Annotated in this window: 20 protein-coding genes and 1 pseudogene; 8 read left to right on the forward strand and 13 right to left on the reverse strand. The window is 65.7% G+C overall.

Annotated features, from left to right (window positions below):
• Positions 1-374: 374 nt before the first annotated feature.
• Both A5766_RS12615 and A5766_RS12620 read right to left on the reverse strand, forming a co-directional pair.
• On the reverse strand, positions 375-2,546 hold the full coding sequence (locus tag A5766_RS12615; protein WP_005207025.1) for a 3-hydroxyacyl-CoA dehydrogenase NAD-binding domain-containing protein: 2,172 nt from the start codon (positions 2,544-2,546) through the stop codon (positions 375-377).
• A gap of 24 nt (positions 2,547-2,570) precedes the next feature.
• Positions 2,571-3,782, reverse strand: coding sequence for an acetyl-CoA C-acetyltransferase (locus A5766_RS12620; protein ID WP_039856095.1), 1,212 nt, complete (start codon positions 3,780-3,782; stop codon positions 2,571-2,573).
• Positions 3,783-3,908: 126 nt separating this feature from the next.
• Here A5766_RS12620 and A5766_RS12625 point away from each other — a divergent pair, with 126 nt between their 5' ends.
• Complete coding sequence (locus A5766_RS12625; RefSeq protein WP_064904970.1) at positions 3,909-5,081, forward strand: TetR/AcrR family transcriptional regulator; 1,173 nt, start codon at positions 3,909-3,911, stop codon at positions 5,079-5,081.
• Between the two features lie 60 nt (positions 5,082-5,141).
• Entirely contained in the window at positions 5,142-6,176 is a 1,035-nt protein-coding gene (locus A5766_RS25035) for an adenylate/guanylate cyclase domain-containing protein (RefSeq protein WP_082965514.1), read from the forward strand.
• On the opposite strand, the pseudogene A5766_RS12635 reads toward A5766_RS25035, so the two are convergent.
• The 4 genes and pseudogenes from A5766_RS12635 to A5766_RS12650 all read right to left on the reverse strand — a co-directional run.
• A pseudogene (locus A5766_RS12635) lies at positions 6,158-7,228 on the reverse strand (sulfate/molybdate ABC transporter ATP-binding protein); the annotation flags it as partial. The gene A5766_RS25035 and the pseudogene A5766_RS12635 sit on opposite strands and share 19 nt — an antisense overlap.
• Positions 7,225-8,007 carry an ABC transporter permease gene (locus tag A5766_RS12640; RefSeq protein ID WP_064904971.1) on the reverse strand — a complete coding sequence of 261 codons (783 nt, stop codon included), beginning with the start codon at positions 8,005-8,007 and terminating at the stop codon, positions 7,225-7,227. The pseudogene A5766_RS12635 and the gene A5766_RS12640, both read right to left, overlap by 4 nt.
• Before the next feature lie 7 nt (positions 8,008-8,014).
• On the reverse strand, positions 8,015-8,836 hold the full coding sequence (modA, locus tag A5766_RS12645) for a molybdate ABC transporter substrate-binding protein (protein WP_064904972.1): 822 nt from the start codon (positions 8,834-8,836) through the stop codon (positions 8,015-8,017).
• Between the two features lie 32 nt (positions 8,837-8,868).
• A complete protein-coding gene (locus A5766_RS12650; RefSeq protein ID WP_005207009.1) occupies positions 8,869-9,273 on the reverse strand; it encodes a TOBE domain-containing protein in 405 nt (134 codons plus the stop codon).
• Positions 9,274-9,443: 170 nt separating this feature from the next.
• On the opposite strand from A5766_RS12650, the gene A5766_RS12655 reads away from it, so the two are divergent.
• A complete protein-coding gene (locus A5766_RS12655; protein ID WP_005207008.1) occupies positions 9,444-10,505 on the forward strand; it encodes an ATP-binding cassette domain-containing protein in 1,062 nt (353 codons plus the stop codon).
• Positions 10,502-11,350, forward strand: coding sequence for an ABC transporter permease (locus A5766_RS12660; protein ID WP_039856075.1), 849 nt, complete (start codon positions 10,502-10,504; stop codon positions 11,348-11,350). The genes A5766_RS12655 and A5766_RS12660 overlap by 4 nt, the downstream gene beginning before the upstream one ends.
• Positions 11,351-11,396: 46 nt before the next feature.
• Here the strand turns inward: A5766_RS12660 and A5766_RS12665 are convergent, their stop codons facing one another.
• Positions 11,397-12,713, reverse strand: a complete 1,317-nt coding sequence (locus A5766_RS12665; RefSeq protein ID WP_064904974.1) for an ROK family protein — start codon at positions 12,711-12,713, stop codon at positions 11,397-11,399.
• Between the two features lie 555 nt (positions 12,714-13,268).
• Between A5766_RS12665 and A5766_RS12670 the strand changes: the two genes are divergently transcribed.
• A complete protein-coding gene (locus A5766_RS12670) occupies positions 13,269-14,324 on the forward strand; it encodes a sigma-70 family RNA polymerase sigma factor (RefSeq protein ID WP_005207005.1) in 1,056 nt (351 codons plus the stop codon).
• Positions 14,325-14,739: 415 nt separating this feature from the next.
• On the opposite strand, the gene A5766_RS12675 is transcribed toward A5766_RS12670, so the two are convergent.
• Positions 14,740-15,159, reverse strand: a complete 420-nt coding sequence (locus tag A5766_RS12675) for a VOC family protein (RefSeq protein WP_005207004.1) — start codon at positions 15,157-15,159, stop codon at positions 14,740-14,742.
• 63 nt (positions 15,160-15,222) lie between these two features.
• On the opposite strand from A5766_RS12675, the gene A5766_RS12680 reads away from it, so the two are divergent.
• On the forward strand, positions 15,223-15,969 hold the full coding sequence (locus A5766_RS12680) for a histidine phosphatase family protein (protein ID WP_005207003.1): 747 nt from the start codon (positions 15,223-15,225) through the stop codon (positions 15,967-15,969).
• A gap of 28 nt (positions 15,970-15,997) precedes the next feature.
• Here A5766_RS12680 and A5766_RS12685 read toward each other — a convergent pair whose 3' ends face one another.
• The 4 genes from A5766_RS12685 to A5766_RS12700 form a co-directional block, all read right to left on the reverse strand.
• Entirely contained in the window at positions 15,998-17,011 is a 1,014-nt protein-coding gene (locus A5766_RS12685) for a phosphotransferase family protein (RefSeq protein ID WP_005207002.1), read from the reverse strand.
• The gene (locus A5766_RS12690) at positions 17,008-18,231 is read right to left on the reverse strand and encodes an acyl-CoA dehydrogenase family protein (protein WP_005207001.1); all 1,224 of its coding nucleotides are present in this window, start codon (positions 18,229-18,231) and stop codon (positions 17,008-17,010) included. The genes A5766_RS12685 and A5766_RS12690 overlap by 4 nt, the downstream gene beginning before the upstream one ends.
• Before the next feature lie 137 nt (positions 18,232-18,368).
• Positions 18,369-19,019, reverse strand: coding sequence for a TetR/AcrR family transcriptional regulator (locus tag A5766_RS12695; protein WP_005207000.1), 651 nt, complete (start codon positions 19,017-19,019; stop codon positions 18,369-18,371).
• A gap of 4 nt (positions 19,020-19,023) precedes the next feature.
• Entirely contained in the window at positions 19,024-19,656 is a 633-nt protein-coding gene (locus tag A5766_RS12700; protein WP_005206999.1) for a TetR/AcrR family transcriptional regulator, read from the reverse strand.
• A gap of 65 nt (positions 19,657-19,721) precedes the next feature.
• Between A5766_RS12700 and A5766_RS12705 the strand changes: the two genes are divergently transcribed.
• The gene (locus A5766_RS12705) at positions 19,722-20,570 is read left to right on the forward strand and encodes an oxygenase MpaB family protein (RefSeq protein WP_005206998.1); all 849 of its coding nucleotides are present in this window, start codon (positions 19,722-19,724) and stop codon (positions 20,568-20,570) included.
• A gap of 15 nt (positions 20,571-20,585) precedes the next feature.
• Here A5766_RS12705 and A5766_RS12710 read toward each other — a convergent pair whose 3' ends face one another.
• Positions 20,586-21,872 carry an alpha-hydroxy-acid oxidizing protein gene (locus A5766_RS12710; RefSeq protein WP_005206997.1) on the reverse strand — a complete coding sequence of 429 codons (1,287 nt, stop codon included), beginning with the start codon at positions 21,870-21,872 and terminating at the stop codon, positions 20,586-20,588.
• 125 nt (positions 21,873-21,997) lie between these two features.
• Between A5766_RS12710 and A5766_RS12715 the strand changes: the two genes are divergently transcribed.
• Positions 21,998-24,238 (forward strand): MMPL family transporter, encoded by a 2,241-nt coding sequence (locus tag A5766_RS12715; RefSeq protein WP_005206996.1) that lies wholly within the window; start codon positions 21,998-22,000, stop codon positions 24,236-24,238.
• The last annotated feature ends 477 nt before the right edge of the window (positions 24,239-24,715 follow it).

Raw genomic sequence — 24,715 nt, forward strand, 5'->3', positions numbered from 1 at the left:
ATCACCTCGACCAGATCGGTTTTCGACAGAGATTCGTCCTCGGCGACGCGCGCGAGCACCGGCGGCTGCGACGCGGGCACGCCTGTGGCGTCGGCCGCGCCGGCCGGGTCGGGGAAGGTTTCCAAGGACATACATCGAACATACAGACGAGGTCTGACAATTCTCGCCGCTGATCTGCGGCGGATTCTGAAGCCTACTTCCCTCAGCCGACTGATCTCTCATCCCGCCGACCGTGCGCCCCATCCCGCCGACTGTGCGCTCCATCCGTCCGACTGGGTAGAGAACACAAAAGGTGGGGGAGGAAAGTTCCTCCCCCACCTCGTGTGGGTCACTTCAGACTCAGCCAGATCAGAGACCCGGCCAGATCAGAGAACTCAGTACTTCTCGCCCTTGGCGGCCTTCTCGACGAGCGAGGCAGGCGGCTCGAAGTGCGAGCCGTACTTCTTGGCCAGGTCGCGCGAGCGGTCGACGAAGCCCTGCAGTCCACCCTCGTACTGGTTGATGTACTGGATCACGCCACCGGTCCACGCGGGGAAGCCGATGCCGAAGATCGAGCCGATGTTGGCGTCGGCGACGGAGTCGAGGACACCCTCGTCGAAGCACTTGACGGTCTCGAGGGCCTCGGCGAAGAGCATGCGCTCCTGCATGTCCTCGAACGGGATCTCGGTGCTGCCCGACTTGAAGTGGTCGCGCAGACCCGGCCACAGCCGGACACGCTTGCCGTTCTCGTCGTACTCGTAGAAGCCCGCGCCTTCCTTCTTGCCCGGACGACCTTCGTCGACCAGGTAGTCGATGACCTCGAAGGAGCCGTGCTGCGGCAGTTCCTTGCCCTCGGCCTTCGCGCCGTCCTCGCTGGACTTGCGGATCTTCTGCATCAGGACGAGGTTGAGCTCGTCGGACAGCTGCAGCGGTGCTGCCGGGTAGCCGGCCTGCGTGCCCGCATGCTCGATGAACGCAGGCTCGATGCCCTCACCGACGGCGGCGATGGCCTCGTTGATGAACGTACCGATGACGCGGCTGGTGAAGAACCCACGGCTGTCGTGAACGACGATCGGGGTCTTGCGGATCTGCAGCGTGTAGTCGATCACCTTGGCCAGCACCGCATCCGAGGTCTTCTCACCGCGGATGATCTCGACCAGCGGCATCTTGTCGACCGGCGAGAAGAAGTGGATTCCGATGAAGTCCTCGGAGCGCTTCACGCCCTCGGCGAGGATCGTGATCGGCAGTGTCGAGGTGTTCGAACCGAGCACGGCGTCGGGTTCGACGACATCCTCGATCTCCTGGAACACCTTGTTCTTCACCTCGACCGACTCGAAAGCGGCCTCGATGACAAGGTCGACGCCCTTGAAGTCGGCGGCATCGCCGGTCGGGTGAATCCGACCGAGCAGCGCGTCGCTCTTCTCCTGGGTGGTCTTGCCGCGGGAGAGTGCCTTCTCCTCGAGCTTGACCGCGTAGCCCTTGCCCTTCTCCGCGTTCTCCAGCGACACATCCTTGAGAACGACGTCGATGCCTGCCTTGGCCGACACGTAAGCGATTGCGGCGCCCATCATTCCGGCACCGATCACGCCGACCTTCTTGGCCTGCCACTTCGGGTAGCCCTCGGGACGCGAGCCACCGTTGTTGATGGTCTGCAGGTCGAAGAAGAACGCCTTGATCATGTTCTGCGCGACCTGGCCGGTGACCAGCGAGACAAAGTAGCGGGTCTCGACGAGGTCGGCGGTGTCGACGTCGACGTAGGCACCTTCGATGGCAGCGGCCAGGATGGCGCGCGGCGCAGGCATGTTCGCGCCCTTGATCTGCTTGCGAAGCAGAGCGGGGAATGCGGGAAGGTTGGCCGCGACCGACGGGTTGGTCGGAGCACCACCCGGAATCTTGTAGCCCTTCTTGTCCCACGGCTGCTGTGCCTCGGGGTTCTCCTTGATCCACGCCTTCGCAGCGGGCAGGAGCTCCTCAACCGATCCGACGACCTCGTCGACCAGACCGGTCTCCTTGGCCTTGGTGGCGTTGAAACGCGGACCCTGCAGCAGCACGCCCATCAGCGCGTTCTGCATGCCGAGCAGGCGGACGGTACGCACGACGCCGCCGCCACCGGGCAGCAGGCCGAGGGTGACCTCGGGCAGGCCGACGACGGCACCCTTCACGTCGGCGATGACGCGGTAGTGGGTGTGCAGCGCGAGTTCGAGGCCACCGCCGAGGGCGGCACCGTTGATGGCTGCCACAACGGGCTTGCCCAGCTTCTCCAGGCGACGCAGCACGGTCTTCATGCCGTTGGTGCGCTCGGTGATCGACGCGGCGATCTCTTCCTTGGACTGCGTCCGCTCTGCGGTCATGTCCTTGAGGTCGCCACCCGCGAAGAAGGTCTTCTTCGCCGAGGTGATGACGACACCGGTGATGTCGTCCTTCTCGGCCTCGAGACGGTCGACGGTCGCGGCGATCGAGGCGATGAACGTGTCGTTCATCGTGTTGGCGCCCTGCGCCTTGTCGTCCATGGTGAGGACGACAACGCCGTCGGCGTCCTTCTCCCAGCCAATCATGTTGTCACTCATTGCTTTTGAAAGTCCTTCTGTAGGTCAGAGACGCTCGATGACGGTCGCGACGCCCATGCCGCCGCCGATACACAGGGTGATCAGGCCGTAGCGGCCGCCGGTGCGCTCGAGCTCGTCGAGGCAGGTGCCGAAGATCATCGCGCCGGTTGCGCCCAGCGGGTGACCCATTGCGATGGCGCCACCGTTGCGGTTGACCTTCTCGTGCGGGATGTTCAGGTCCTTCATCCACTTCAAGACGACCGCGGCGAACGCCTCGTTCAGCTCGAAGACGTCGATGTCGTCGACGGTCAGTCCGGCCTTCTTCAGCGCCAGCTCGGTGGCCGGGGTGGGACCGGTGAGCATGATGGTGGGCTCGGAACCGATCTCCGCGAAGGAGACGACGCGACCGCGCGGGGTGAGCCCGTTGCGCTTGCCTGCCTCTTCGCTACCGATGAGGACCAGCGACGCACCGTCGACGATGCCGGAGCTGTTGCCACCGGTGTGAACGTGGTCGATCTTCTCGACGCTGTGGTACTTCTGCAGCGCGACGTCGTCGAAGCCTGCCATCTCGGCGAGCGCGGCGAACGCGGGCTTGAGCTTGCCGAGCGACTCGACGGTAGAACCCGGACGACGATGCTCGTCGTGATCGAGCACGATCACGCCATTGATGTCACGAACCGGGACCACCGACTTGGCGAAGTATCCACCGTTCCAAGCGTTTTCGGCCCGCTCCTGCGACTCTGCTGCGAAGGCGTCGACGTCTTCGCGGCTGAATCCCTCGATCGTCGCGATGAGGTCGGCACCGATGCCCTGCGGCACGATGTAGTTGTCGTACGCGGTGGTCGGGTCCATGAAGAGTGCGCCGCCGTCGCTGCCCATCGGGACACGCGACATCGACTCGACGCCACCGGCGAGCACGAGGTCGTCGAAGCCGGACGCGACCTTGGCCGCTGCGAGGTTGGTGGCCTCGAGGCCCGACGCGCAGAAGCGGTCGATCTGGGTGCCGGGGACTGTCTCGGGCAGGCCGCTGTTGAGAGCTGCGGTACGCGAGATGACGCCGCCCTGCTCGCCGACCGGCGAGACGACGCCGAGGATGACGTCGTTGATGTCGGCGGGGTCGAGGCTGCCGTGACGTGCGAGAACCTCGTTGATGAGGCCGGACGCGAGGTCGACGGGCTTGATGCTGTGCAGCGACCCACCGCGCTGCTTGCCACGCGGCGTACGGATCGCCTCGTAGATAAATGCTTGATCAGGCACGAATGTTCCTTTCACATGAACCAGCGATGGTTACCTTACGAGGCTAACGCGGGATCACTTCTTTGGCTATAGCAGGTGGTCAACTAGTCGCGGAAGCGGACAGATCTGAGCTAAGGTCGATTAACAATGTCTACTCAGAAGCCACGCCGCTCACGGCCTGCCGACCGCAAACGGCAGCTGGTCGACCATGCCGCGGCACTGTTCCTCGATCGTGGCTACCCGCATGTCTCGGTCGCCGACATCGCCCGCGCCTCGGGCGTGACCGCGCCGTCGGTCTACCGACACTTCGACGACAAGCAGGCGTTGTTGTCCGCGGCCGTGCTCGCGGGCATCGACGACCTCGAGGCATGCACCGACCGCACCCTCGGCGACGGTCAACGACCCCTGAGTGAACTGATCAACGCACTCTGCGACCTCGGCGTGCACCACCCCGAATCGGTGTCGCTGTGGCGGTGGACGAGCAACTATCTGTCCGAGGACCAGAACAAGCAGATGGTCCTGCGCACCCAGCAGGTCCTGGCGCGCTGGGCGACCGCGATCGTCAGTGAGTGTCCCGGCCTGTCCGACCGAGAGGCCCGCTCACTGGGGTGGGCGGCACTGAGCGTCGCGGGCAGCCTCGCGGTACACAACTCGCGGATGTCGGCGGCCCGTGCGCGCGCCGAACTCGTCGTACTCACCGAACGCCTGCTCGACCTGCGCCCCGCGACCGCACCCGACCTACCTCCCGAGCCCACCATCGCCGGCCTCTCGTCGTCGCGGCGTGACGAGATCCTCGACGCCGCGGCCGCGCTCTTCGCCGATCACGGATACGCCGACGTGGGGGTCGACGACATCGGCGCCGCCGTCGGAATCACCGGACCCAGTGTCTACAAACACTTTTCGTCGAAGCTCGCCATCCTGCTCGGCATTGGCCAGCGCAGCGCCATGCGGCTGGAGACGGGAGTCATGGCCGCGCAGTCGACCACCGCCGACCCCGCGAAGCTCCTCGGGCTCCTCGTCGACTCCTACGTCACCGTTATCACCTCGACGCCCGACCTCTCCGTGGCGTTCAACAGCTCGGCGGTCTTCGCCGGGCAGGAGGCCGCGGCGGAGCTACTCGACGTCCAGCGACGCTACGTCCGACGCTGGATCGACCTCCTCGGCCAGATCCAACCCGACGTCCGGCCCGATCAGCGCGCGGTGGCGGTGCACGCCGCCCTGTCGATCGTCAACGACGCCGTGCGTATGCGCCGCGGCACCACCCGACCCGACTTCGCAGCCGAGATGGCCTACCTGATGAAGGGCGTCCTGGGACTATGAGGTCGGCGAACCGCTACCGTTGACCTATGCACAGGGAGCACGGCATGGGCGGGGGCGTCTGTGAGTAACCAGGAACGTTCGGGACTGAGCGCTCCCGAGCCGCGATACACGCGCGATGAACTCGTGGAAGAGCTGGGACTCTCTCCCGAGTATGCCGAAAAGATCTGGAACGCTTTCGGTTTCGCGCGACAGTCGACACCTGACAAGATCTTCACAGCGGAAGAGGTGAAGGCACTCGGACTCTTTGCCGACTCCGAGCACACCATGCCAGAGGTGGCGCAGGTCGCCACCGCACGCGCGATCGGGCAGACAATGTCACGCCTCGCCGAGTGGCAGGCCGACCAGTTGACCGAACTCGAACGCAATCCCGACGTTCCGTGGACCCGTGATCAGATGGCGAACGCATTGGGCGTGATGCAGCAGTTGATCTGGCGCAGGCACCTCGACATGTCCATGACGCGCGACGAATCCCGCGAATCCGACGAGCGGATCGAGCTCGTCGTCGGGTTCGCCGACATCGTCGGCTACACCAGCCTGTCTCGACGTACCCCTCTCGACGAGCTCGAGCATCTACTCGAGACGTTCGAGGACCGCACCTTCGACGTCGTGGCCCGGTACCGCGGCCACGTGGTCAAAACCCTCGGCGACGGCGTCATGTTCACGTTCAGCTCGTCGAATGCCGCCGCGCAGGCAGCACTCGCAATACACGAACTCAGCGATGACAAGCCCATCCCGGCACTGCGCGTCGGACTTGCGCGCGGACAGATTCTCTCCCGACTCGGCGACGTCTTCGGCGAGCCCGTGAACATAGCTGCGCGCCTGTGTGGTTCAGCGCGGCCGGGCAGCACGCTGGTCAGCGAACCTATGGCCGACGACATCGCCGACGACAACCGCTTCTACCTGCGGTCGATCTCCCCGCTGTCGGTCCGCGGCTACCGGCGCCTACGCGCAAAAGTGTTGGAAGCCAACAAGTATTACGAATCGGACGCCAAGTCAGGAGGCGAGCCCAAGTCGGGAGACGAGCCCAAGTCCCGAGCTGAGTCGACATCCGATGGGTCGACGGCCGCCGAGTCCGCCGACGACGTCGCCTCGTAGACGCGCACCTCGTTCGCCTTGATGACCAGGTAGACCCCGCGGCCGGCGTCGAGCTCGAGATCTCCGACGGCTCCCCACGTCACCTCCGCCGAGACCACCTGCCCGTCGACGTCGCACCGCACGATCGCGTGATCGCCCTGGGGCATCACCTCCGAGACCGTTCCGCTCAAGACCGTGCGTGGACTGCCCTGCGGCGCATCGAGATACAGCGCAACGGCACGCGGCGAGAAGGTCGCCACCGCCCCGGCGCCCGGTCTGCTCACGTCTGCCGACACGCCCGTCACCCTGCCGCCGCCCGCAACCCCTACTACCGTCGCGGGTGGCTCGAAGGTCCCGACGAACATGTTGAGGCCCGTGAGCGCGGCGGTGAACGCTGTTTCCGGACGCCGCAACACCTCTCGCGTCGGACCGCGCCCGACGACCCGTCCGCGTTCGATGATCACGACGTCGTCGGCGAGTGCGACGGCGTCGACAAGGTCATGTGTGACGAGCACCGTGCAGCCCTTCTGCTCGGTGATCAGCGACCGCAACAGCGTGCGCATCTGTTGTGCCACATCCACATCGAGCGCAGCGAACGGTTCGTCGAGGAGCAGAACATCGGGCTCGGTCGCGAGGGCTCGTGCGATCGCGATGCGCTGCGCCTGTCCCCCCGACAGTTGTTTCGGGGAACGGTCGGCGAACTCGGCAACGCCGACCGCGGCGAGCCATCGTTCGGTACGGGCTGCCACCTCTTTCCGCGACAAACCCGCGGACTCCGGTCCGAATGCGACGTTGCGCGCAACGCTCATGTGGGGGAACAAGCGCGCCTGCTGAGCGAGCAGCACCACCGACCGGCGATGTGGTGGCACAAAGGTTTTCCCATGCTGCAAACTGCGCCCGTCGTAGTCGACCGTCGAGTCGTCGGTGCGGCGCAGTCCGGCCAGCACGGCGAGGGTGGTGCTCTTACCCGACCCGTTGGGTCCGAGTATCGCGCAGGTCCTCCCATCCGCGACGTCGAGGTCGATCTCGAGAAATGGCGTCGCACAACGGATCGACGCTCGCAGGCCGCTCACGCACCCACCGCCGGGGACCGTCGTAGATGCACGGCGACGACGACGAACAGCGCAACAACCATCAGCACCAGAGACAGCGGGAGGGCCTCGATCGGATCGTTGATCGAGTCGAGGTAGATCTTCAGCGGTGCCGTCTGCGTGGTTCCCGGCAGGTTACCCGCGAACGTGATGGTTGCGCCGAACTCGCCGAGCGCCCGCGCAAAGGCTAGTACCGCACCGGCTGTGAGTGCTGGAAAGACCAGCGGCAGTGTGACTTTCCACAGAGTCCTCGTCGGGCTCGCGCCCAGCGTCGCGGCGATCTGCTCGTAGTCCGCTCCGGCCGACCGCAACGCGCCCTCGACGCTCAGGACGAGGAACGGCATGGCGACGAACGTCTGCGCGACAACCACACCGGCCGTCGTGAATGCCAACTGGATTCCTGCGCGGTCCAGATACTGACCGACCAGCCCGTAGCGACCCAGCGCGTACAGCAGCGCGATGCCACCGACCACCGGCGGTAACACCAAGGGCAACAACACCACTGCGCGCAGCACGCGGACAGCGATTCCCTGAAACCGAGCGAAGACAAAGGCGATCGGCACGCCGAGGATCACGCATATCAGGGTGCTCACCACCGCGGTCAGCACACCGAGCCTTAGAGCGTCGAGAGATGCTTGCGAGGTGATGGAACCCCAGAAGTCTCCCCACGGCATTCGGACGATGATCGCGAGCGGACCGATCAGGATGAAACAGATTCCGATGACGGCGGGGACATACACCCACAGCGGAATCCGACGCATGACTTGCTCAGGAGCTCGCGGGCTTGAAGCCTGCCGCAGCCAGGATCTCCTGCCCGGTCTGACCCGTCACCATGTCCTTGAACTGTGCCGCCTGCTCAGCATGCTTGGTGCCTTTGACCGTTGCGATCGGATACTTGTTGACCACCTTGGCGAACGCCGGGTCGTCGACGGTGGAGACCTTGTTGCCCGCCGACTTCGCATCCGTCACATAGACCAGACCGGCGTCGGCCTCACCGGAGGTGACCTTGGTCAGCACGGAGGTCACCGACGTTTCCTGGCTCACCGGCGACAACTCGACGCCCGTGTTCTTCTCGATCGTCACCGTCGCCGCCCCGCACGGGACCTCCGGCGCACAGACGACCGTCTTCACGTCGGCATTCTTCAGACTCGCGAATCCGTTGATCTGCTTGGGATTTCCCGGCGCCGTGGCGATCACCAGCGTGTTGGTGGCGAAGATGGCCGGGTCGACCGCCTTGTCGCCTAGTTTCTGCATCGTCCGCTCATCCGCGGTGGCGATCACGTCGGCGTCAGCACCCTGGTTGATCTGGGTGACCAACGCCGACGACCCCGCGAAGTTGAGCTTCACGTCGACGTCGGAGTGCGCCTTCTCGAACGCATCGGCCAGCTCAGTGAAGGTGTTCTTCAACGACGCTGCCGCGTACACGTTGAGAGTTACCTTCTGCCCGTCGGTACTCGAAGAAGCACCGCTCGACGAATCACTGTCCGACGAACATCCGGCGACGGCGGCGATCACGGCGATGAGCGCCGCGCAGACGGCCAGCAGACGACGAACCGGTACAGGACGAGACGACCCAGCACGCGATGACACAGCAGTTCTCACTTCTCTCCCGCGCACGCGGGTCACTTGTTCGGATCAGGACGTTCGACGATCACCGTCGTCGCCTTGACCACCGCGGTCGCGACGACGCCGGGTTCGAGTCGGAGTTCTCGCGCGGCTTCGGCACTCATCAGCGATGTGACCTCGAACGGCCCGCACTGCAGAGTCACCTGAGCCATCACGGTGTCGACGACCAGGTCCGTCACCAGTCCGGTGAACCTGTTACGCGCCGATCGCAGCACCCCGGTGCCGTCGTCGTCGGGGACGCGCGACCGGCGACGCGCAAGCGCTGCGAGACCGACGCCGTCGACGGTCGCGACTGCTTCGCCGCCACCCGGCTCGAGCTCGCCGGAGGCCAGCCAGCGTCGAACGGTGTCGTCGCTAACCCCGAGAAGCGTCGCGGCATCGCGTACTTTGATCGCCGTCACCCGAGCGAGTTTAACCGCAGTCGCGGAGAAGTGGGCTGTTGATCGACGTATGTGCGGGTCCACCGATGAATTCTCGGCCGGTCACGAGTCGACACCTGTACTCCGTTCACACCACCCGGCCCCCGAAACTCAGTCGCCGATGTCCGACTCGCCCGATACCGTGAGGAACCATGAGCCAGCCAGCGCCACCCACCACCGCAGGCCACACACCCGGCCCACCCGACACCGTCCTCGACCTCGCCGTCGAGGCCACCAACCTCGTCAAACGCTTCGGCGACTTCACCGCCGTCGACGACGTCAGCTTCAACGTGCCCACGGGCTCGGTTCTCGGTCTGCTCGGTCCCAACGGCGCAGGCAAGACGACGATCGTGCGGATGATGACCACACTCTCGCTTCCGACGAGCGGAACCGCCCGCATCGCCGGATTCGACGTCCGGACCGACCCCGAAATGGTGCGCCGCAACATGGGGCTCACCGGTCAGGCCGCCACGGTCGACGAGATCCTCACCGGCCGCGAGAATCTGCGGATGGTCGGCGGCCTGTACGGCATCACCCGAAAGGCGTTGGCCGCACGAACCGACGAACTCCTCGAACAGTTCTCGCTGACCGACGCCGCCGACAAACAGGTCCGCGCCTACTCCGGCGGCATGCGCCGACGTCTCGACCTCGCCGTCAGCCTGCTTGCCGCACCCCCGGTGCTGTTCCTCGACGAGCCGACGACCGGCCTCGACCCGCGCAGCCGCGCCGAACTGTGGGATGTCCTGCGACGCCTGGTCGCGGGCGGCACCACGTTGGTGCTGACCACGCAGTATCTCGAGGAAGCCGACCAACTGGCCGACAACATCGTCGTCATCGACAAGGGTCGGGTCATCGCCGAGGGCACCCCGCTGCAACTCAAAGAACGTGCGGGCGCGGCAAGCGTGGTCATCACCGTGTCCGACGCCGCGTCACTGCCCGCGGCGCAAGAACTGTTGCGCCGCAACGGCGGAGATGTGTTCGTCGACGAGACCGCCCGCACACTGACCTCGTCGGCTTCCGGCCTCGCCGACCTCACCCGCATCGCGGCCTGGTTCGACGAATCGGGGATCACCGTCGACGACATCGGACTCGCCCGACCGAGCCTCGACGACGTCTTCCTCTCCCTCACCGGCCACCGCGCCGAGACCACCACAGACGACGATGCCGACGCCGGCACCGACAACGCCCCCACCTCGAGCGGAGACACCCGATGAGCACCACATCGATGACATCGCAACTGGTCGAACGCCCACCGATCCACCCGACGAACGTCTGGCAACAGGCGTGGATCATGGTGAAGCGCAACATGATCCACACTCGACGCATGCCGGAGATGCTCTCCGACGTGACGATCCAGCCGATCATGTTCGTCGTGCTGTTCGCCTACGTCTTCGGACCGGCGATCAGCGCGGGCAACCCGGCGATCAACTACAAGCAGTACCTACTGCCGGGCATCATGGGTCAGACGATCGTGTTCACCGCGTTCATCGTCGCCACCGGTATCACCGCCGACATCGAGAAGGGCATCATCGACCGTTTCCGGTCGCTCCCCATCCGACGGTCGGCAGTGCTGATCGGACGCAGCATCGCGAGTCTGCTGCACTCGTCGATCGGCATCGTCGTGATGGCACTGACGGGCGTCATCATCGGCTGGCGGATCACCACGTCGGTGTGGGAAGGAACGCTCGGCTTCATCCTGGTGCTGGTGTTCGGATTCGCGATGATCTGGTTCGGCGTGATGATCGGTTCGTGGCTGCGGTCGGTCGAAGCGGTCAACGGGTTCATGTTCTCCGTGCTGTTCCCGCTGACGTTCGTCTCCAACGCGTTCGTGCCCACCCAGGCGATGCAGCCGTGGCTGCGGACCATCGCCGAGTGGAACCCCATCTCGTCACTCATCCAGGCGATGCGTGTGCTCTGGGGCAACGGACCCGCCGCGGGAGCCGACGCCGCACTCCCACTGCGCTACCCGGAGTTGTCGACGCTCATCTGGGCCGTCGTGCTCACACTGCTGTTCATGCCGTTCGCGCTGCGCAACTACGCGCGCCGCACCACGGACTGAGCATCAACGCAAAGCTCGCCGGCGCACGCCGCGCCGGCGAGCCTCCTTATGCCGTCGCGGCGAGCGCCTCGAGCGGATCGCCGTAGACGGCGTCGAGCGAGACGGCCCCCGCCGCCTGCTGCTGCACCGTCACACCCGAATGGGACACGCGCACATCGCGTTTGGGCGATACCGAGGTCTCGCGGACCGCTGCGGCAACCAGCGGCAGCGTCGACGGGTTGTCGGTGAACGCCTGCCCGCCGAGGATGATGTGGTCGGGGTTGAAGATGTCGGCCATCAGCGCCACCGCACGCCCGAGGACCGTCGCGCGCTCTTCGAGGAGTGCGCGAGCGGTCGCGTCACCGCCACGGGCGAGCGCGTGCACGCCCTCGATGTCGACGACGTCGAGTCCGAGTGCGAGCGCCGCCTCGACAACGCCGGTGTCGCTGGCGGTCGGCTCGAGGCGACCGGTGTGCTGCGGGTCGAGCAGGGTGGTCGCACCGGTCGGGAAGTGCCCGATCACCGGCGGGCCCGCGGTAGGTGTGTGCACGGCGCCGTCGACGCTGAACGCGATGCCGACCATCTCACGTGCGTAGAAGTAGAGGAAGCTCGAGCGCTTGTCGCTGGGGTTCACCACGAGCTCGGCGGCGGCCATCGCCTCGACGTGCGACGCCACCGACACGGGCAGGCCGACGGCTTCGGCGATGATGTTGCCCACCGGGGCATCCGTCCAGCCGAGACGCGGATGGTCGACGAAGCCCCCTTCGGCGACGCGGCCACCGATCGCGACACCGGCCCACAGCACTCGACGATTCGACCAGCGTCCGACGAAGCGTCGTGCGCTGTCGCCGATGGCGGTCAGCGTCTGCTCGGGGGTCTCGGCGATCGGCGTCGGGATCTGGATGGCTCCGACGACGCGATGCAACAGGTCGTGGGTCGTGATCGAGGTGACCTTGTATCCGATGTGGATACCGAGGGTCAGGAAGTCGGTCACGTTGATTTCGAATGGCAGGCGCGGACGTCCGATGGCACCGGCCGGCGCGAGGTCGGCGCGTTCACGCAGGAGCCCCGCCTTCAACAGCGCGCCGACCTGGCGGTTCACCGTCGAGATGGACAGTCCGGTTGCCTCCGCGGCGTCGTCGCGGAAGATCGGGCCGGAGAGTCGAGCGGTGCGCAACACGAGCGCTGCGGGTTTGTCGGAGAGCTCGAGGCGCGGTGTCGCGATCTGAATCGGCCGCCCCCCTCTCCTGGCACTACGTGGTTCGAGCCCGGGAACAGGCGTCGGTCGCGGCGTCGACCTGCGTGGGATCGGACGTGCGGCCGGCCGTCGGACCGGTGAGGAAAGCGTAGCTGTGCGGATGGGCTGATCAACGGTTGCGGTCATGAGTGGGTGTCCTAGGTGTCGGTGCAGCAGCGGTGTCGGTGCAGCGAATCCGGGGCGCACAGCATCGTGGGCGCCGCGCGCGATGGCGTCAGCGGCCGGAACCGGACTTCATGGCAGGCGGTCGACGACGATCGCGGGGATTCGCGTGGAATGCGGAAGGTGAAGAGTGAAGAACTCGGATCAACGCATTCGGCGACAACACAGCACACGGGCGAACGGCAGACGACAACCCAGAGCGGTGATCACGTAGGTCACCTCTGAGATCTGCGCAAGGGCGCGGTCGTGCTCGCTCGTCATGAGCACGAAGCTAGCAACTGATCGCAGCGGCCCGCAACTCCCTTGCGCATCCCTTGCCGCAGGTCACAGACCACTTCGCGCGCCCGGCAGAGGCGTCCACCGGCGAGAATAGGCTGCCGACGGCGCGGCGTCGCGGGTTATACGCACCGCGCGCAAAACTCGGGGTCCTCCGTCGGCCCACAGGAGTACTCGACCTGCGCATCCATCGAGCGTGCGCAACCGTAGAGCTTGTCGGTGCCCTGTCGTAACCTGGATCACATGCCTCCGCAGACCGCCACCACTGCGCATCTTTCCGCTGAGCCGTCGACTTCGAGCGACTCCGAATTTCACGCCGCGACCGAGCCGTTGCGCCGAGAAATCCTGGCCCATTGCTACCGAATGATGGGTTCACACCACGACGCCGAAGACCTCACCCAGGACACCTACCTCCGTGCCTGGCGCGCGTACGACAAGTTCGACGGTCGCGCATCGGTACGGACCTGGCTGCACAAGATCGCGACCAACACCTGCCTGACCGCACTGCAGAGTAAACAGCGCAGGCCGCTCCCCTCAGGACTCGGCGGCGACGCCTTCGACCCCACCGACACACTCGAGACCGACGGCGAGGTCCCCTGGCTCGAGCCGTACGCGGGCGCCGTCGACGAGATCTCCCCCGGCGACGACGCCGACCCCGCCTACGTCGTCGGTGCACGCGAGTCGATCCGCCTCGCGTTCATCGCGGCGCTACAGCACCTACCCGAGCGGCAGCGAGCCGTACTGATCCTGCGCGATGTGCTGCAGTGGCGGGCCGCCGAGGTGGCCGACACCATCGGCGTCACCACCGCAACGGTCAACAGCCTGCTGCAGCGCGCCCGCGAGCAACTCAAGAATGCTGCGCCGCAGCATGATTCGACGGAAGAGATCACCGACGACGCGAAGCGTGAACTGCTTGCACGGTATGTCTCGGCGTTCGAGCGGTACGACGTCGACGCCATCGCCGACATGTTCACCGACAAGGCGATCTGGGAAATGCCACCCTTCACCGGTTGGTACCAGGGTCCGGCAGCGATCGGCACGCTCATCCGGCACAACTGCCCAGCAGAGAAGGAGGGCGACCAGATCCTCCTGCCCACCGTCGCCAACGGACAACCCGCCTTCGGGCTCTACATGCGCGAACCCGACGGCGTGCACCGCCCGTTTCACCTCCAGGTTCTCGAACTCGGCACGACGGGCCCCGACGCAGCGCCTGCGGTCACGCACGTCGTCGCCTTCTTCGGCGACGACCTGGCCACCGACTTCGCCCGCTTCGGCCTGCCCGCCACCCCTCCCCGCTGATCGAGCCCTACCCGCTGGTCGAGCGCCTCACTCGCTGGTCGAGCCTTCCTCGCTGATCGAGCGCCTCACTCGCTGATCGAGCGCCTCACTCGCTGGTCGAGCTTGTCGAGACCGCCTCACTCGCCGATCGAGCCCCACCCGCCGATCGAGCGCCCCCACCGCTGATCGAGCTTGTCGAGATCACCCCACCCGGTCGAGCTGCACCCGCTGCTCGAGCTGCACCCGCTGGTCGAGCCTGTCGAGACCACCCCAGGTGATTTCGACTCGGCAGCTCGCTCCGCTCGCGGCCAGCTCAATCAGCGGGAAAAGGTGCCCACCCGCCGATCGACACCCCACCCGCCGATCGAGCGCCCCCACCCGCCGATCGAGCCTTCCCCGCTGATCGAGCCTTCCTCGCTGATCGAGCTTGTCGAGATCACCCCGCCTCGGGAATCGCGCCCGGGTTCATCCACACGATCTCCCAGGCGTGGCCGTCGGGATCGCAGAAGCTGCGGCTGTAGGTGAAGCCGTGGTCGTCGGGTTCGCGCAACGCACTCGCGCCGTTCGCCAGCGCGGCGTCGGCCATGTCGTCGACTTCGTGCCTAGACGACGCCGAGAATGCGAGGACCACCTCGCGCGACGTCCCCGCAGAGCACCGCCCGCCCCGACCCGCCGCTGAGTACCCCGCGAACCGCCGGGCGGCAAGTAGCACCAGCATCGTGCGCTCGTTGATCGGGAGGCACACCGTCCCGGCGTCACAGAACCATTCGTCGGCGCGGAAACCGATGCTCTCGAAGAACCTGCGCGAGCGCGCGGTGTCGTCGACGGGCAGCGTGATGAACAACGTTGACGCCATACACAGACCGACCCGGACGCCGCCCGGAAGTCATCGTTCCTCGACCGCATAGGCTCTACGAACATGGGAGTCATCTACCTCGTACGACATGGCCAGGCCAACCCGTCCGCGTACGGGGTCGCCGACAGTGCGCCCAACGAAATGGCGCCCACCGACGACTCAGCCGCGGCCGTGAGCGACCCCGGCCCCGGCCTCACCGATACGGGTCGGGTCCAGGCCGGCCTCACCGGAACCCTGCTGTCCGCGCAGATCAGCGGTGTCACCGCCGCGATCAGCGGCGACCTCGCCCGGCAGACCGAGACACTCGCAGGCGTTCTCGCCCGCCTCGACTCCGCACCGGAACCGATCGTCGACCCGTCCTGGAACGAGTACGAACTGCCCGCGCTCGTCGGCGCAGCGACCCCAGACGAGTTCGCCGATCAGAAGTCGTATCAGCAGCGGCTCGACGCGGGCCTGGCACACTGGATCGACCAGACGAGCATGGCAGAGGCCGAGGGCGCGACCACCCCGCCCGGCTCCGGCGAAACCTATCCAGAATTCCGCTCACGGGTCACCGGGGCGGGCGAGCGCGCTGCCGAGTTGGCGGGCAGCGGACAGACCGTCCTCGTGGTGTCGTCGGCGGGCACAATCACACAGCTGATCGCCGAACTGTGGGGAGTGCCGCCGCACCGTTGGCCCGCGATGGCACGCACGATGGTCAACGCGTCGGTGACCAAACTCCTCGTCGGCCGCAGTGGGACGTCGGTGATGTCGCTCAACGAGCACGCCCATCTCGTCGACCGCGAAGGCGGCATCGCGACGTTCCGCTGAACGCTTGGGCGCAAAGTCCCGCGCGACGCTAGCCCAGCGCGGCCAGCCCCGCGGCGATGAATTCGCCCGTCGCCTCGGCGGCGTGCTCGGCGCCTTCTGACGCCGCGCCGGCACGTGCGCGATGGCTGATGCCCTCCGCGATCACACCCAGCTTGAGGTTGGCCAGCCCGAGGTAGAACGGCCAGTCGCCGAGGTCGTTGCCGGTCAACGTCGCGTAGCGCTGGGCCATCTCGTCGGCCGACGGGTAGCGGTCACTGGTCCACGCGCCGTCGAAGCCCAGAACCCGATCGAAGACGGGTGCGCGGTAGACGCACATGAGGGCCACGTCGGTGATCGGATCGCCGAGTGTCGACATCTCCCAATCGACCACTGCGGCAACAGTTCCCGGGTCATTCGACGCGAGAATCGTGTTGTCGACACGGTAGTCGCCATGCACGACGGTCGCGCGCGCCTGCTCCGGTACCCGTTCACCGAGCGCGTCGACGAGCCGATCGACGTCGGGTAGATCCCTGCCCCGGACGTGCGACCATTGCCTGGCCCACAGCTTCACCTGCCGACCCGCGAAACCCGTTGGCCTACCGAACTCCCCGAGCCCGACCGCCTCGAAGTCGACGGCGTGCAGCGCGGCAAGGGTCGAGATCAACCCCTCTGCATTGCGTGCCACCTCGTCGTCGGAAAGTGCCGAGAGGTCGTCGCCGGTCCGGATCACCGTCCCATCGACGAATTCGACGACGGTGCACGGCGCGCCGAGCACCGAACCGTCGGTATCGAAGGCGACCGGCGTGGCAACCGGGACGTCGGTACGCGAAAGCGCCGACGTGACAGCCCATTCCCGACCCATGTCGTGCGCCGAGGGTGTGAGGCCGCCGGTCGGAGGCCTGCGCGCAACCCAGCGGTGCACGCCGTCGGAGACCATGAACGTGAGATTCGACTTTCCGCCGCTGATCAACTCAACGTTGAGCGGTCCCGCGACGTCGACCCCGTTGTCAACCAGAAATCGTTGCAGCGCTTGAGGTTCGAGTACCAGCTCTGCGGTGCTCATGCGTTCTCTCCCTGCTGGGTCGATGTGCGACTCTTGCGTGCACGCCCGACGGCCCTGCGCGCAAGGGCCCAGCGATGCACCTCGGATGGACCGTCGTAGATGCGGAAGGGACGCAGTTCACGCTGAAGGCGTGCGAGCGGCAGATCGTCGGAGACGCCGAGTCCACCGCACATCTGGATCGATCGGTCGACGATTCGCGAATACGCCTCTGCGGCAAAGGTCTTGGCGATCGAGGTTTCCGACGACGCGTGACGCCCCTGATCGAGTTCATAGCACGCCTTGACCAACAGGGCACGCGACGCCGCGAGGTCGATCTCGTTGTCGGCCACCATCTGTTGGATCATGCCGAGATCGCCGAGTGTTCCGCCGAATCCGTTGCGGTGTGCGACGTAGTCGACGGCCACCTCGTGACAGCGCACAGCGACGCCGAGCCAGCGCATGACGTGCGTCATGCGCGCCGGACCGAGCCGCACCTGGGCGTAGCGATACCCCTGGTCGACCTCACCGAGCACGTCGGCGTCTGGAACGAAGACATCGGTGAAGCGCACTTCGCAGTGGCCGCCGATCATCGCGCGATCGGTGGTGTGGATGTGGCGCGTGACCTCGATGCCTGGCGTGTCACCGGGCGCGAGGAACATCGTTGCCCCGCCACGGTCGCCGGGCGCCCCCGCGGTGCGCGCCATGATGATGTAGAAGCCTGCGCCCTCGGCTCCGGTGATGAATCGCTTCTCGCCGTTGATCTTCCACCCACCGTCGACCTTGGTCGCCTCCGTGCGGAGTTGGTTGGGATCCGACCCGGCTCCCGGCGCGGGCTCGGTCATCGCGAACGCTGAACGCACGTCGCCATTGGCAAGTGGCGCTAGGTATTTGAGCTTCTGCTCGTCGTCTGCGATGTGGGCGAGCATGTGTACATTGCCCTCGTCGGGGGCTCCGATGTGCAGCGCGGCGGGCCCGAATGTCGAGTATCCACCCGCCTCGAAGACCGGCACCCGATCCGACATCGAGAGTCCGTGACCGCCCAGCTCGACGGGAGCGTGCGGCGCGAAGATGCCCAACTCCTTGGCCTGGCGATTGAGATCACGTCGCAGATCGTCGCCGCCCGCCGCGGTGATGTCGCCATCGTTCGCATTCTCGATCGGCAGGACGACCTCGTGGATGAATGCGGTCGTCCTCTTCACCAGATCGTCAACCTCGGGCGAATAGCCCAGTTCCACTGCCATCAGGTCTCCATCCTCGGGGTGCCACGCAGGTTCGACGCTCGAACGCCACGCCCGACCTCTCCGACCGAGCGCTCGTTCGGTGCCCAAGACTGCCAGAGACCGTCGACTCAGGTCAACCCATCGAGCCGCGAAGCGCTTCAGCGCTCAACGTATCCGACGGTCGCCCTCGACAAGTCCAGATTGCGTGCGATCAGCTCGTCCGGGCCCAGTTCCCCGTCGAGCTTGAACCAGGTCGAGACGCCGACGCACATCGTGGTGACCGCGCGCGCCGCATCTTTCGGATAACTCGTGCGGAAGTCGCCCGCTTCGACCCCGGCGAACACGATCTCGTCGACCATCCGCTGCTGACGGTCGCGCAGGCCGATGTAGGTCTGCTTGTACGAACTGTCGAGACTGCGAATCTCGGTCGAACCGACGAACGCCTGCTCACGCCGGTACATATGAAAGCGCAGCAACGACTCGACCACTGCGTCGAATTGGTCGACCGGTTCGGGCCCGGCCTCGGCAACAGCCTGCTCCGACCGCGCGAGCAGATCCATCATCGTCCTGTCGAGCAGACCCTGGAGTAGCGACTGCTTCGACGGATAGTGGTGGTAGAGCCCCGGAACGGACAGGTTGGCCCGCGCTGCAATCTCACGCACGGACGTGCCGTGGTAGCCATGCTCGGCGAAAGCCCCGAGTGCAGCTGCGAGCGGAACGGGCAACTCGGGCTCGCCGAAATCGCGCCAACGCCCGGTCTGCTCCTCCACTTCCGCATCCTCGACGCCGCTACTCATGGCATCCAACATATCCCTATCCCCTCTGCGTCACCGCAGGCACCAGCGACATCATCAATGCGACGCTGAGGTCGACGACCTCGTCTCGACCCAGCGGCACCTCGTCGTCGAGCCACGCCGACAGTAGGCGCGCGAGTCCCCCGACCTGGAATTGAGCAGCCCCTACGGCCTGAGGGCTGGGAGCGGTGTGCAGTGCAGCGGACGCGGTGCTGAGCGTGATGGCCGCGAAGACGGCCGTCGAATCACGTCGCTTCTCGGCAAGGACCGGACTGGTCAGTATCGGCGAGAACAACAGTCGCCCTTTGCGACGGTCGGAGTCGATGATCGAGACGATCGTCGCGACAGCGGCATGCACCTTGTCGCCGACGTCGTCGCCGGTGGCGAAGGCCGCGAGCGCGTCGTGTGAGATCTCGTCGATCACGCGGTCGTAGGTGGCTGCGACCAGCGCGTCTACCGTCTCGAAGCTCTCGTAGAAGTAGCGCGGATTGAGCGACGCCGCGCCGCACACCCCACGAACCGTCACCGACTGCGGCGGCTGTCCACCGAGCAACTCGAGCGCGGCATCCATGAGGGCGGTGCGTCGACGCGCGACGCGCTCATCCCCCTTCACCCCGCTGTAGGTGCGCAGTTCTTCGCTCACGTAGACCATCTTGACATCTGCCGCACCACCGGCGTTGAATCAGGCAACAGCCGTTACCAGATAGGAGCCGCGCGATGACGGTGCCCGACACGCAGTCCGACCACCCAGCAACTGCGCGCGACGAGATCGACAGCTCCGATCTCACGATGCTCGGCGCCGCAGCACTCGCGGGCCCGGCGAACGTGATCATGCAGCTCGCGATGCCCGCCGTCGGCTACGGCGTCTACGAGAGCCGCGTCGACTCTGGAAATCTGTTCAAGCATCCGGTCAAGCGCACAAGGACGACGCTGAGCTACCTCGCTGTCGCCGCGATGGGTTCACCTGCGGACCGTAAGGCGTACCGGCGGGCCGTCGGTCGGGCGCACGCCAAGGTCCACTCCACGGCTGACAGTCCGGTCGCCTACAACGCGTTCGACCCGGCCCTGCAACTCTGGGTCGCCGCGTGTTTGTACAAGGGTTGGGAAGACGTCCAACACATCTACGGCGGTCCGTCGATCATCTCGGAGGAGACCTACCGTGCGGGCGCGGTCATGGGTACCACCCTGCAGGTTCCGCCTCAGATGTGGCCCGCCACGCGCGCAGACTTCGAAACCTATTGGCAGAACACCATTTCCACGCTTGTGATCGACCCGCCGATCCGAGAACACCTCTTGGCGATCGCGCGTATGGAGTTCGCAGGCCCGATCGTGTCACGACTCGGCGGCTGGTGGTCGTACATCATGACCATCGGGTTCCTGCCCGAGGACTTCCGCGACAAGATGGACATCGAGTTCACCCCGCGGCAGCAGACCGTCTTCGACGTCCACAACGCTATTGTTCGACGCGTCGTGCGTCACCTGCCGAAACCGTTGCAGCAGTTCCCATTCAACGTTCTTCTGGCCGACGTACGGCGCCGCATCCGCACCGGCCGACCACTGGTCTGACACGGGCTGCGAGGCTCACGCGACAGTGGCCAACGCCTCTGGCGTGAGTTCGTCGACGCTCGTGTGTCCTGCGAGACCGAGCGTCAGGTCAAGTTCGGCGATGATGTTCGCGACGGCATCGCGAGCACCGTCGGAACCGGCGAGGGCAAGGCCGTACATATGCGGTCGCCCGATGCACACCGCGTCGGCTCCGAGCGCCAACACCTTGAAAACGTCTGCGCCGGAATAGATCCCCGAGTCGGCGAGTACCTTGATCCGACCGTCGACGACAGGCGCTATCGCGGCGAGAGCGTCGACAGAACTGATAGAACCATCGATCTGACGGCCACCGTGGTTGGAGACGATGATGGCGTCGACGCCGGTGTCGACGGCACGCCGCGCGTCGTCGGGATGCAGTACGCCCTTGAGGACGATCGGCAGCGACGTCCGCTCGCGCAGACCCTCGATCTGCGTCCAACTCAGCGAGGGTCGCGAGTAGATATCGAGGAAGGTCTGCACGCCGACGCGCGGCTCAGGTCGAATGATGTTGCGTAGCAACGATCCCGGCGTATTCCGCGCGATATTGACGAGCGTGCGCAGCGCACCGAGTGAAATCTCGGGACGCTCCGAGCTCCCCTGCACCGCACGCTCGGAGACGATCTCGTTGAAACGGGAATCCGAGGTGTACTGCGCAATACCCTCCCCGCGCGCGAACGGCAGCGACCCGATATTGAGGTCATGCGGTCGCCAGCCGAGCATCGTCGTATCAAGGGTTACCGCGACGGCCGACGCTCCGACGCTTTCGGCGCGCTGCAACAGGCTGTCGACGAGGTCGTCGTCGGTCGACCAGTAGAGCTGAAACCATCGCGGCGCGCCCGGCCGTACGCGGTCCATCTCCGCGGCGACCTCCTCCATCGCGACCCCGCCCTGGTTGGAGAAGATGTAGGGCACACCCAGTTCGGCAGCGGCGTGGCCGATCAACCTGTCGGCCCCGCGCGCGACGAGATCACCCGCTCCGACCGGTGCGAACAGGATCGGTGCGGGCAGTCGATCACCGAACAGTTCAGTCTGAAGGGTCCGCTCGGAGACGTCGCGCAGCACTCGCGGCACGATGGCGCGTCGATCGAGTGCCCTGCGGTTCGCCGCCATAGTCCGACCCGCGCCTGCGCCGCCGGCGATGTAGGCCCAGGCCCGATCCGACATCTTCGCCCGCGCGCGGCGTTCGAGTTCGTCGAAGTCGGTCGGCACGACGGGCGTGCGCCCGTGGATTCCCGCTGTGTAGATGTCGTTCTGACGGGCACGACCGGAAAGTGATGACGGCATACTCCACAGCGTATGACCCGCCTCACAGCGGTCCTCGAGCGGCCATGACCGTAATCACACACGACACCGGTGCTCGACTCTCGTTACTCTGGCGTGCGTCCAGTCGGGGAGATCAAAGGGTTCACATGGCTATCTGGTTGTACAGGCTCGGACGTTCCGCGTTTCGCCACAAGTGGATCGTGATCGCCGCGTGGATCGTCGTATTGGTCATTCTCGGTGCACTCGTCGGTACGTTGAAACCGACTTTCGCCACCAATTTCGAGCTCCCCGGCACCGACTCCGATCGTGCGATGTCGGTGATGAAGCAAGACTTCCCCGCGGCGAACGATCAGCTGTTGAAGTCGTCGACCAGCATTCTCGTCGAAGCCGACGACGGTCTCGAGAACCATATGGGCCAGATCGACGCGCTCGTCGCCAAGGCTCGGACGCTACCCAAGGTCATCGAGCCGCAGACTGTCGTCAATCCGGTGACCGCGGCCAAGGCTAATCCCGCGATCGCACCCAAGGTCCTCGGCGACAACGGCAAGGTCGGGCTGATCCAGATCAAGCAGGACATCCGGGCCAACGAACTGACCAACGACGACATGACGCAGTTCGAGGATCTGCTGTCCGAGTTCCGCGGCAACGGGTTGCAGGTCGAGGGCACCGGCTCGCTGATGCAGGTCTTTCAGCAGGGTGGGGTGTCGGAGCTGTTGGGATTCGTGATCGCGTTCATCGTCATGATCATCGCGTTCGCGTCCATCGTTGCGGCGTTCATCCCGATCATCACCGGCATCTTCGGCGTCGGCATCACCATGCTGCTCGTCACGTTGAGCGCCAAGATCTTCGACGTCCAGCAGAGCGCGACCACGATCATCACGATGCTCGGGATCGCGGTCTCCATCGACTACGCGCTGTTCATCGTGTCCAGATATCGATCGGAACTGAATCTCGGCGGGTCGCGCGAGGCCGCCACGGGTAGAGCCGTGGGAACCGCGGGCTCTGCCGTGGTGTTCGCGGGCCTGACGGTCGTGGTCGCCGTGTGTGCGCTGAGCGTCGTCGGCATCCCGTTCATCACACAGATGGGTATCTCGGCGGGATTGGCCGTCGTTGTCGCCGTGCTCGGCGCCATCACGCTGATCCCCGCACTGCTCGGCGCGTTCGGCAGGTTTGCGTTCAGCCCACGCATTCCCGGCCTGCGTCACGGCGACGAACCGGATTCGCAACCGTCCAACGGCCTGCGCGTCGCCCGTTTCATCACGCGATTCCCGCTGCCCGTCGCACTCGTCGGCCTCGTGCTGCTCGGTATCGCCGCGATCCCGATGTCGAGCATGCAACTCGGCATGGACTCGACCGGCGACAAGGAGTACGCGGCAACCAAGCTTCTCGAACGCGGCTTCGGCGAAGGCGTGAACGGCCCGCTACTCGTCGTCGTCAGTGATGCGTCGGGTGGAGATATCGCTCCCGCAGCGAATGCGGTTGTCGCACAGGTGAAGACGCTGCCGAATGTTGCCAACCCAGAGCAGGTCGTCTGGGTTGGCAATGGCCAGGACAAACAGAACCCCCAGAAGGGTGCGACAGCCGCGCTGATCTCGGTCACCCCGGCGAAGTCGCCCTCGGGCCCCGAGACGCACACGTTGATGGAACAGATACGTGACTACGGGTCGTCGAAACCTGGTGGTGCGACCGTCAACGTCGGCGGCCAGACGGCCATCATGTCGGATATCTCGAGCAAGCTCAGCAGTGCACTGCTGCCGTTCCTCATCGTGGTGGTCGGGCTCGCCTTCATCATCCTGACCATCGTGTTCCGTTCGCTGCTCGTGCCGCTGACGGCAACCATCGGCTTCTTGTTCTCGGTGTGTGCGACGTTCGGTGCGACGGTGTGGATCTTCCAGGAGGGCCACCTCGGACTGATCGACCACACCAAGCCGATCATCTCGTTCCTGCCGATCTTCCTGATCGGCGTGGTGTTCGGGCTCGCGATGGACTACCAGGTCTTTCTCGTGACCCGAATGCGCGAGGAGTACGTGCACGGGTTGTCGGCGAAGGATTCGGTGATCGTCGGCTACCAGCACGGCGCGCGGGTGGTCGCCTCCGCTGCGGTCATCATGATCTCGGTGTTCTCGGCCTTCATGCTCGCACCCGACACGATCGCGAAGATGATGGGCTTCGCACTGGCCGCCGCGGTCTTCTTCGACGCCTTCATCATCCGCATGGCCGTCGTGCCCGCGGTGATCACGATTATGGGCGACTGGGCCTGGAAGATCCCCCGCTGGCTCAACCGCATCCTGCCCAACGTCGACATCGAGGGCACCGAGATCCGCCGCATCCCGATCGACGACGAACCCGCCGAGCGGCGCGAGGCCGTCCCGGCGGGTCAGAGCTGAGGCAGCCCGCTGGTCGGGCGTCCCCCGCTGGTCGAGCCCTAACTGCTGGTCGAGCCCTAACCGCTGGTCGAGCCCTAACCGCTGGTCGAGCCTTATTCGCTGGTCGAGCTTGTCGAGACCACCCGCCGACCAGCTGTGCCGCAGGTGATTTCGACTCGGCAGCTCGCTCCGCTCGCGGCCAGCTCAATCAGCGAAAGGCCCACCCGCTGGTCGAGCCCTAACCGCTGGTCGAGCCCTAACCGCTGGTCGAGCCCTAACCGCTGGTCGAGCCTTATTCGCTGGTCGAGCTTGTCGAGACCACCCGCCGACCAGCTGTGCCGCAGGTGATTTCGACTCGGCAGCTCGCTCCGCTCGCGGCCAGCTCAATCAGCGAAAGGCCCACCCGCTGGTCGAGCGTCCCCCGCTGGTCGAGCCTGTCGAGACGGTGAGGATGGGAGTGCGGCTTGATCGAGTGTTCTGACTTTTGTCGAGACTGAC

It is taken from the genome of Gordonia sp. 852002-51296_SCH5728562-b (assembly GCF_001665475.1).
GTDB lineage: Bacteria > Actinomycetota > Actinomycetes > Mycobacteriales > Mycobacteriaceae > Gordonia > Gordonia sputi.

Coding starts and splice junctions, on each gene's coding strand:
- A5766_RS12625 (WP_064904970.1), top strand. CDS start 3,909: ATGTCTACTCAGAAGCCACGCCGCTCACGGCCTGCCGACCGCAAACGG.
- A5766_RS12615 (WP_005207025.1), bottom strand. CDS start 2,546: ATGAGTGACAACATGATTGGCTGGGAGAAGGACGCCGACGGCGTTGTC.
- A5766_RS12640 (WP_064904971.1), bottom strand. CDS start 8,007: ATGCGTCGGATTCCGCTGTGGGTGTATGTCCCCGCCGTCATCGGAATC.
- A5766_RS12675 (WP_005207004.1), bottom strand. CDS start 15,159: ATGGCGTCAACGTTGTTCATCACGCTGCCCGTCGACGACACCGCGCGC.
- A5766_RS12660 (WP_039856075.1), top strand. CDS start 10,502: ATGAGCACCACATCGATGACATCGCAACTGGTCGAACGCCCACCGATC.
- A5766_RS12685 (WP_005207002.1), bottom strand. CDS start 17,011: ATGAGCACCGCAGAGCTGGTACTCGAACCTCAAGCGCTGCAACGATTT.
- A5766_RS12680 (WP_005207003.1), top strand. CDS start 15,223: ATGGGAGTCATCTACCTCGTACGACATGGCCAGGCCAACCCGTCCGCG.
- A5766_RS12705 (WP_005206998.1), top strand. CDS start 19,722: ATGACGGTGCCCGACACGCAGTCCGACCACCCAGCAACTGCGCGCGAC.
- A5766_RS12715 (WP_005206996.1), top strand. CDS start 21,998: ATGGCTATCTGGTTGTACAGGCTCGGACGTTCCGCGTTTCGCCACAAG.
- A5766_RS12695 (WP_005207000.1), bottom strand. CDS start 19,019: ATGTTGGATGCCATGAGTAGCGGCGTCGAGGATGCGGAAGTGGAGGAG.
- A5766_RS12690 (WP_005207001.1), bottom strand. CDS start 18,231: ATGGCAGTGGAACTGGGCTATTCGCCCGAGGTTGACGATCTGGTGAAG.
- A5766_RS12655 (WP_005207008.1), top strand. CDS start 9,444: ATGAGCCAGCCAGCGCCACCCACCACCGCAGGCCACACACCCGGCCCA.
- A5766_RS12710 (WP_005206997.1), bottom strand. CDS start 21,872: ATGCCGTCATCACTTTCCGGTCGTGCCCGTCAGAACGACATCTACACA.
- A5766_RS12665 (WP_064904974.1), bottom strand. CDS start 12,713: ATGACCGCAACCGTTGATCAGCCCATCCGCACAGCTACGCTTTCCTCA.
- A5766_RS12700 (WP_005206999.1), bottom strand. CDS start 19,656: ATGGTCTACGTGAGCGAAGAACTGCGCACCTACAGCGGGGTGAAGGGG.
- A5766_RS12670 (WP_005207005.1), top strand. CDS start 13,269: ATGCCTCCGCAGACCGCCACCACTGCGCATCTTTCCGCTGAGCCGTCG.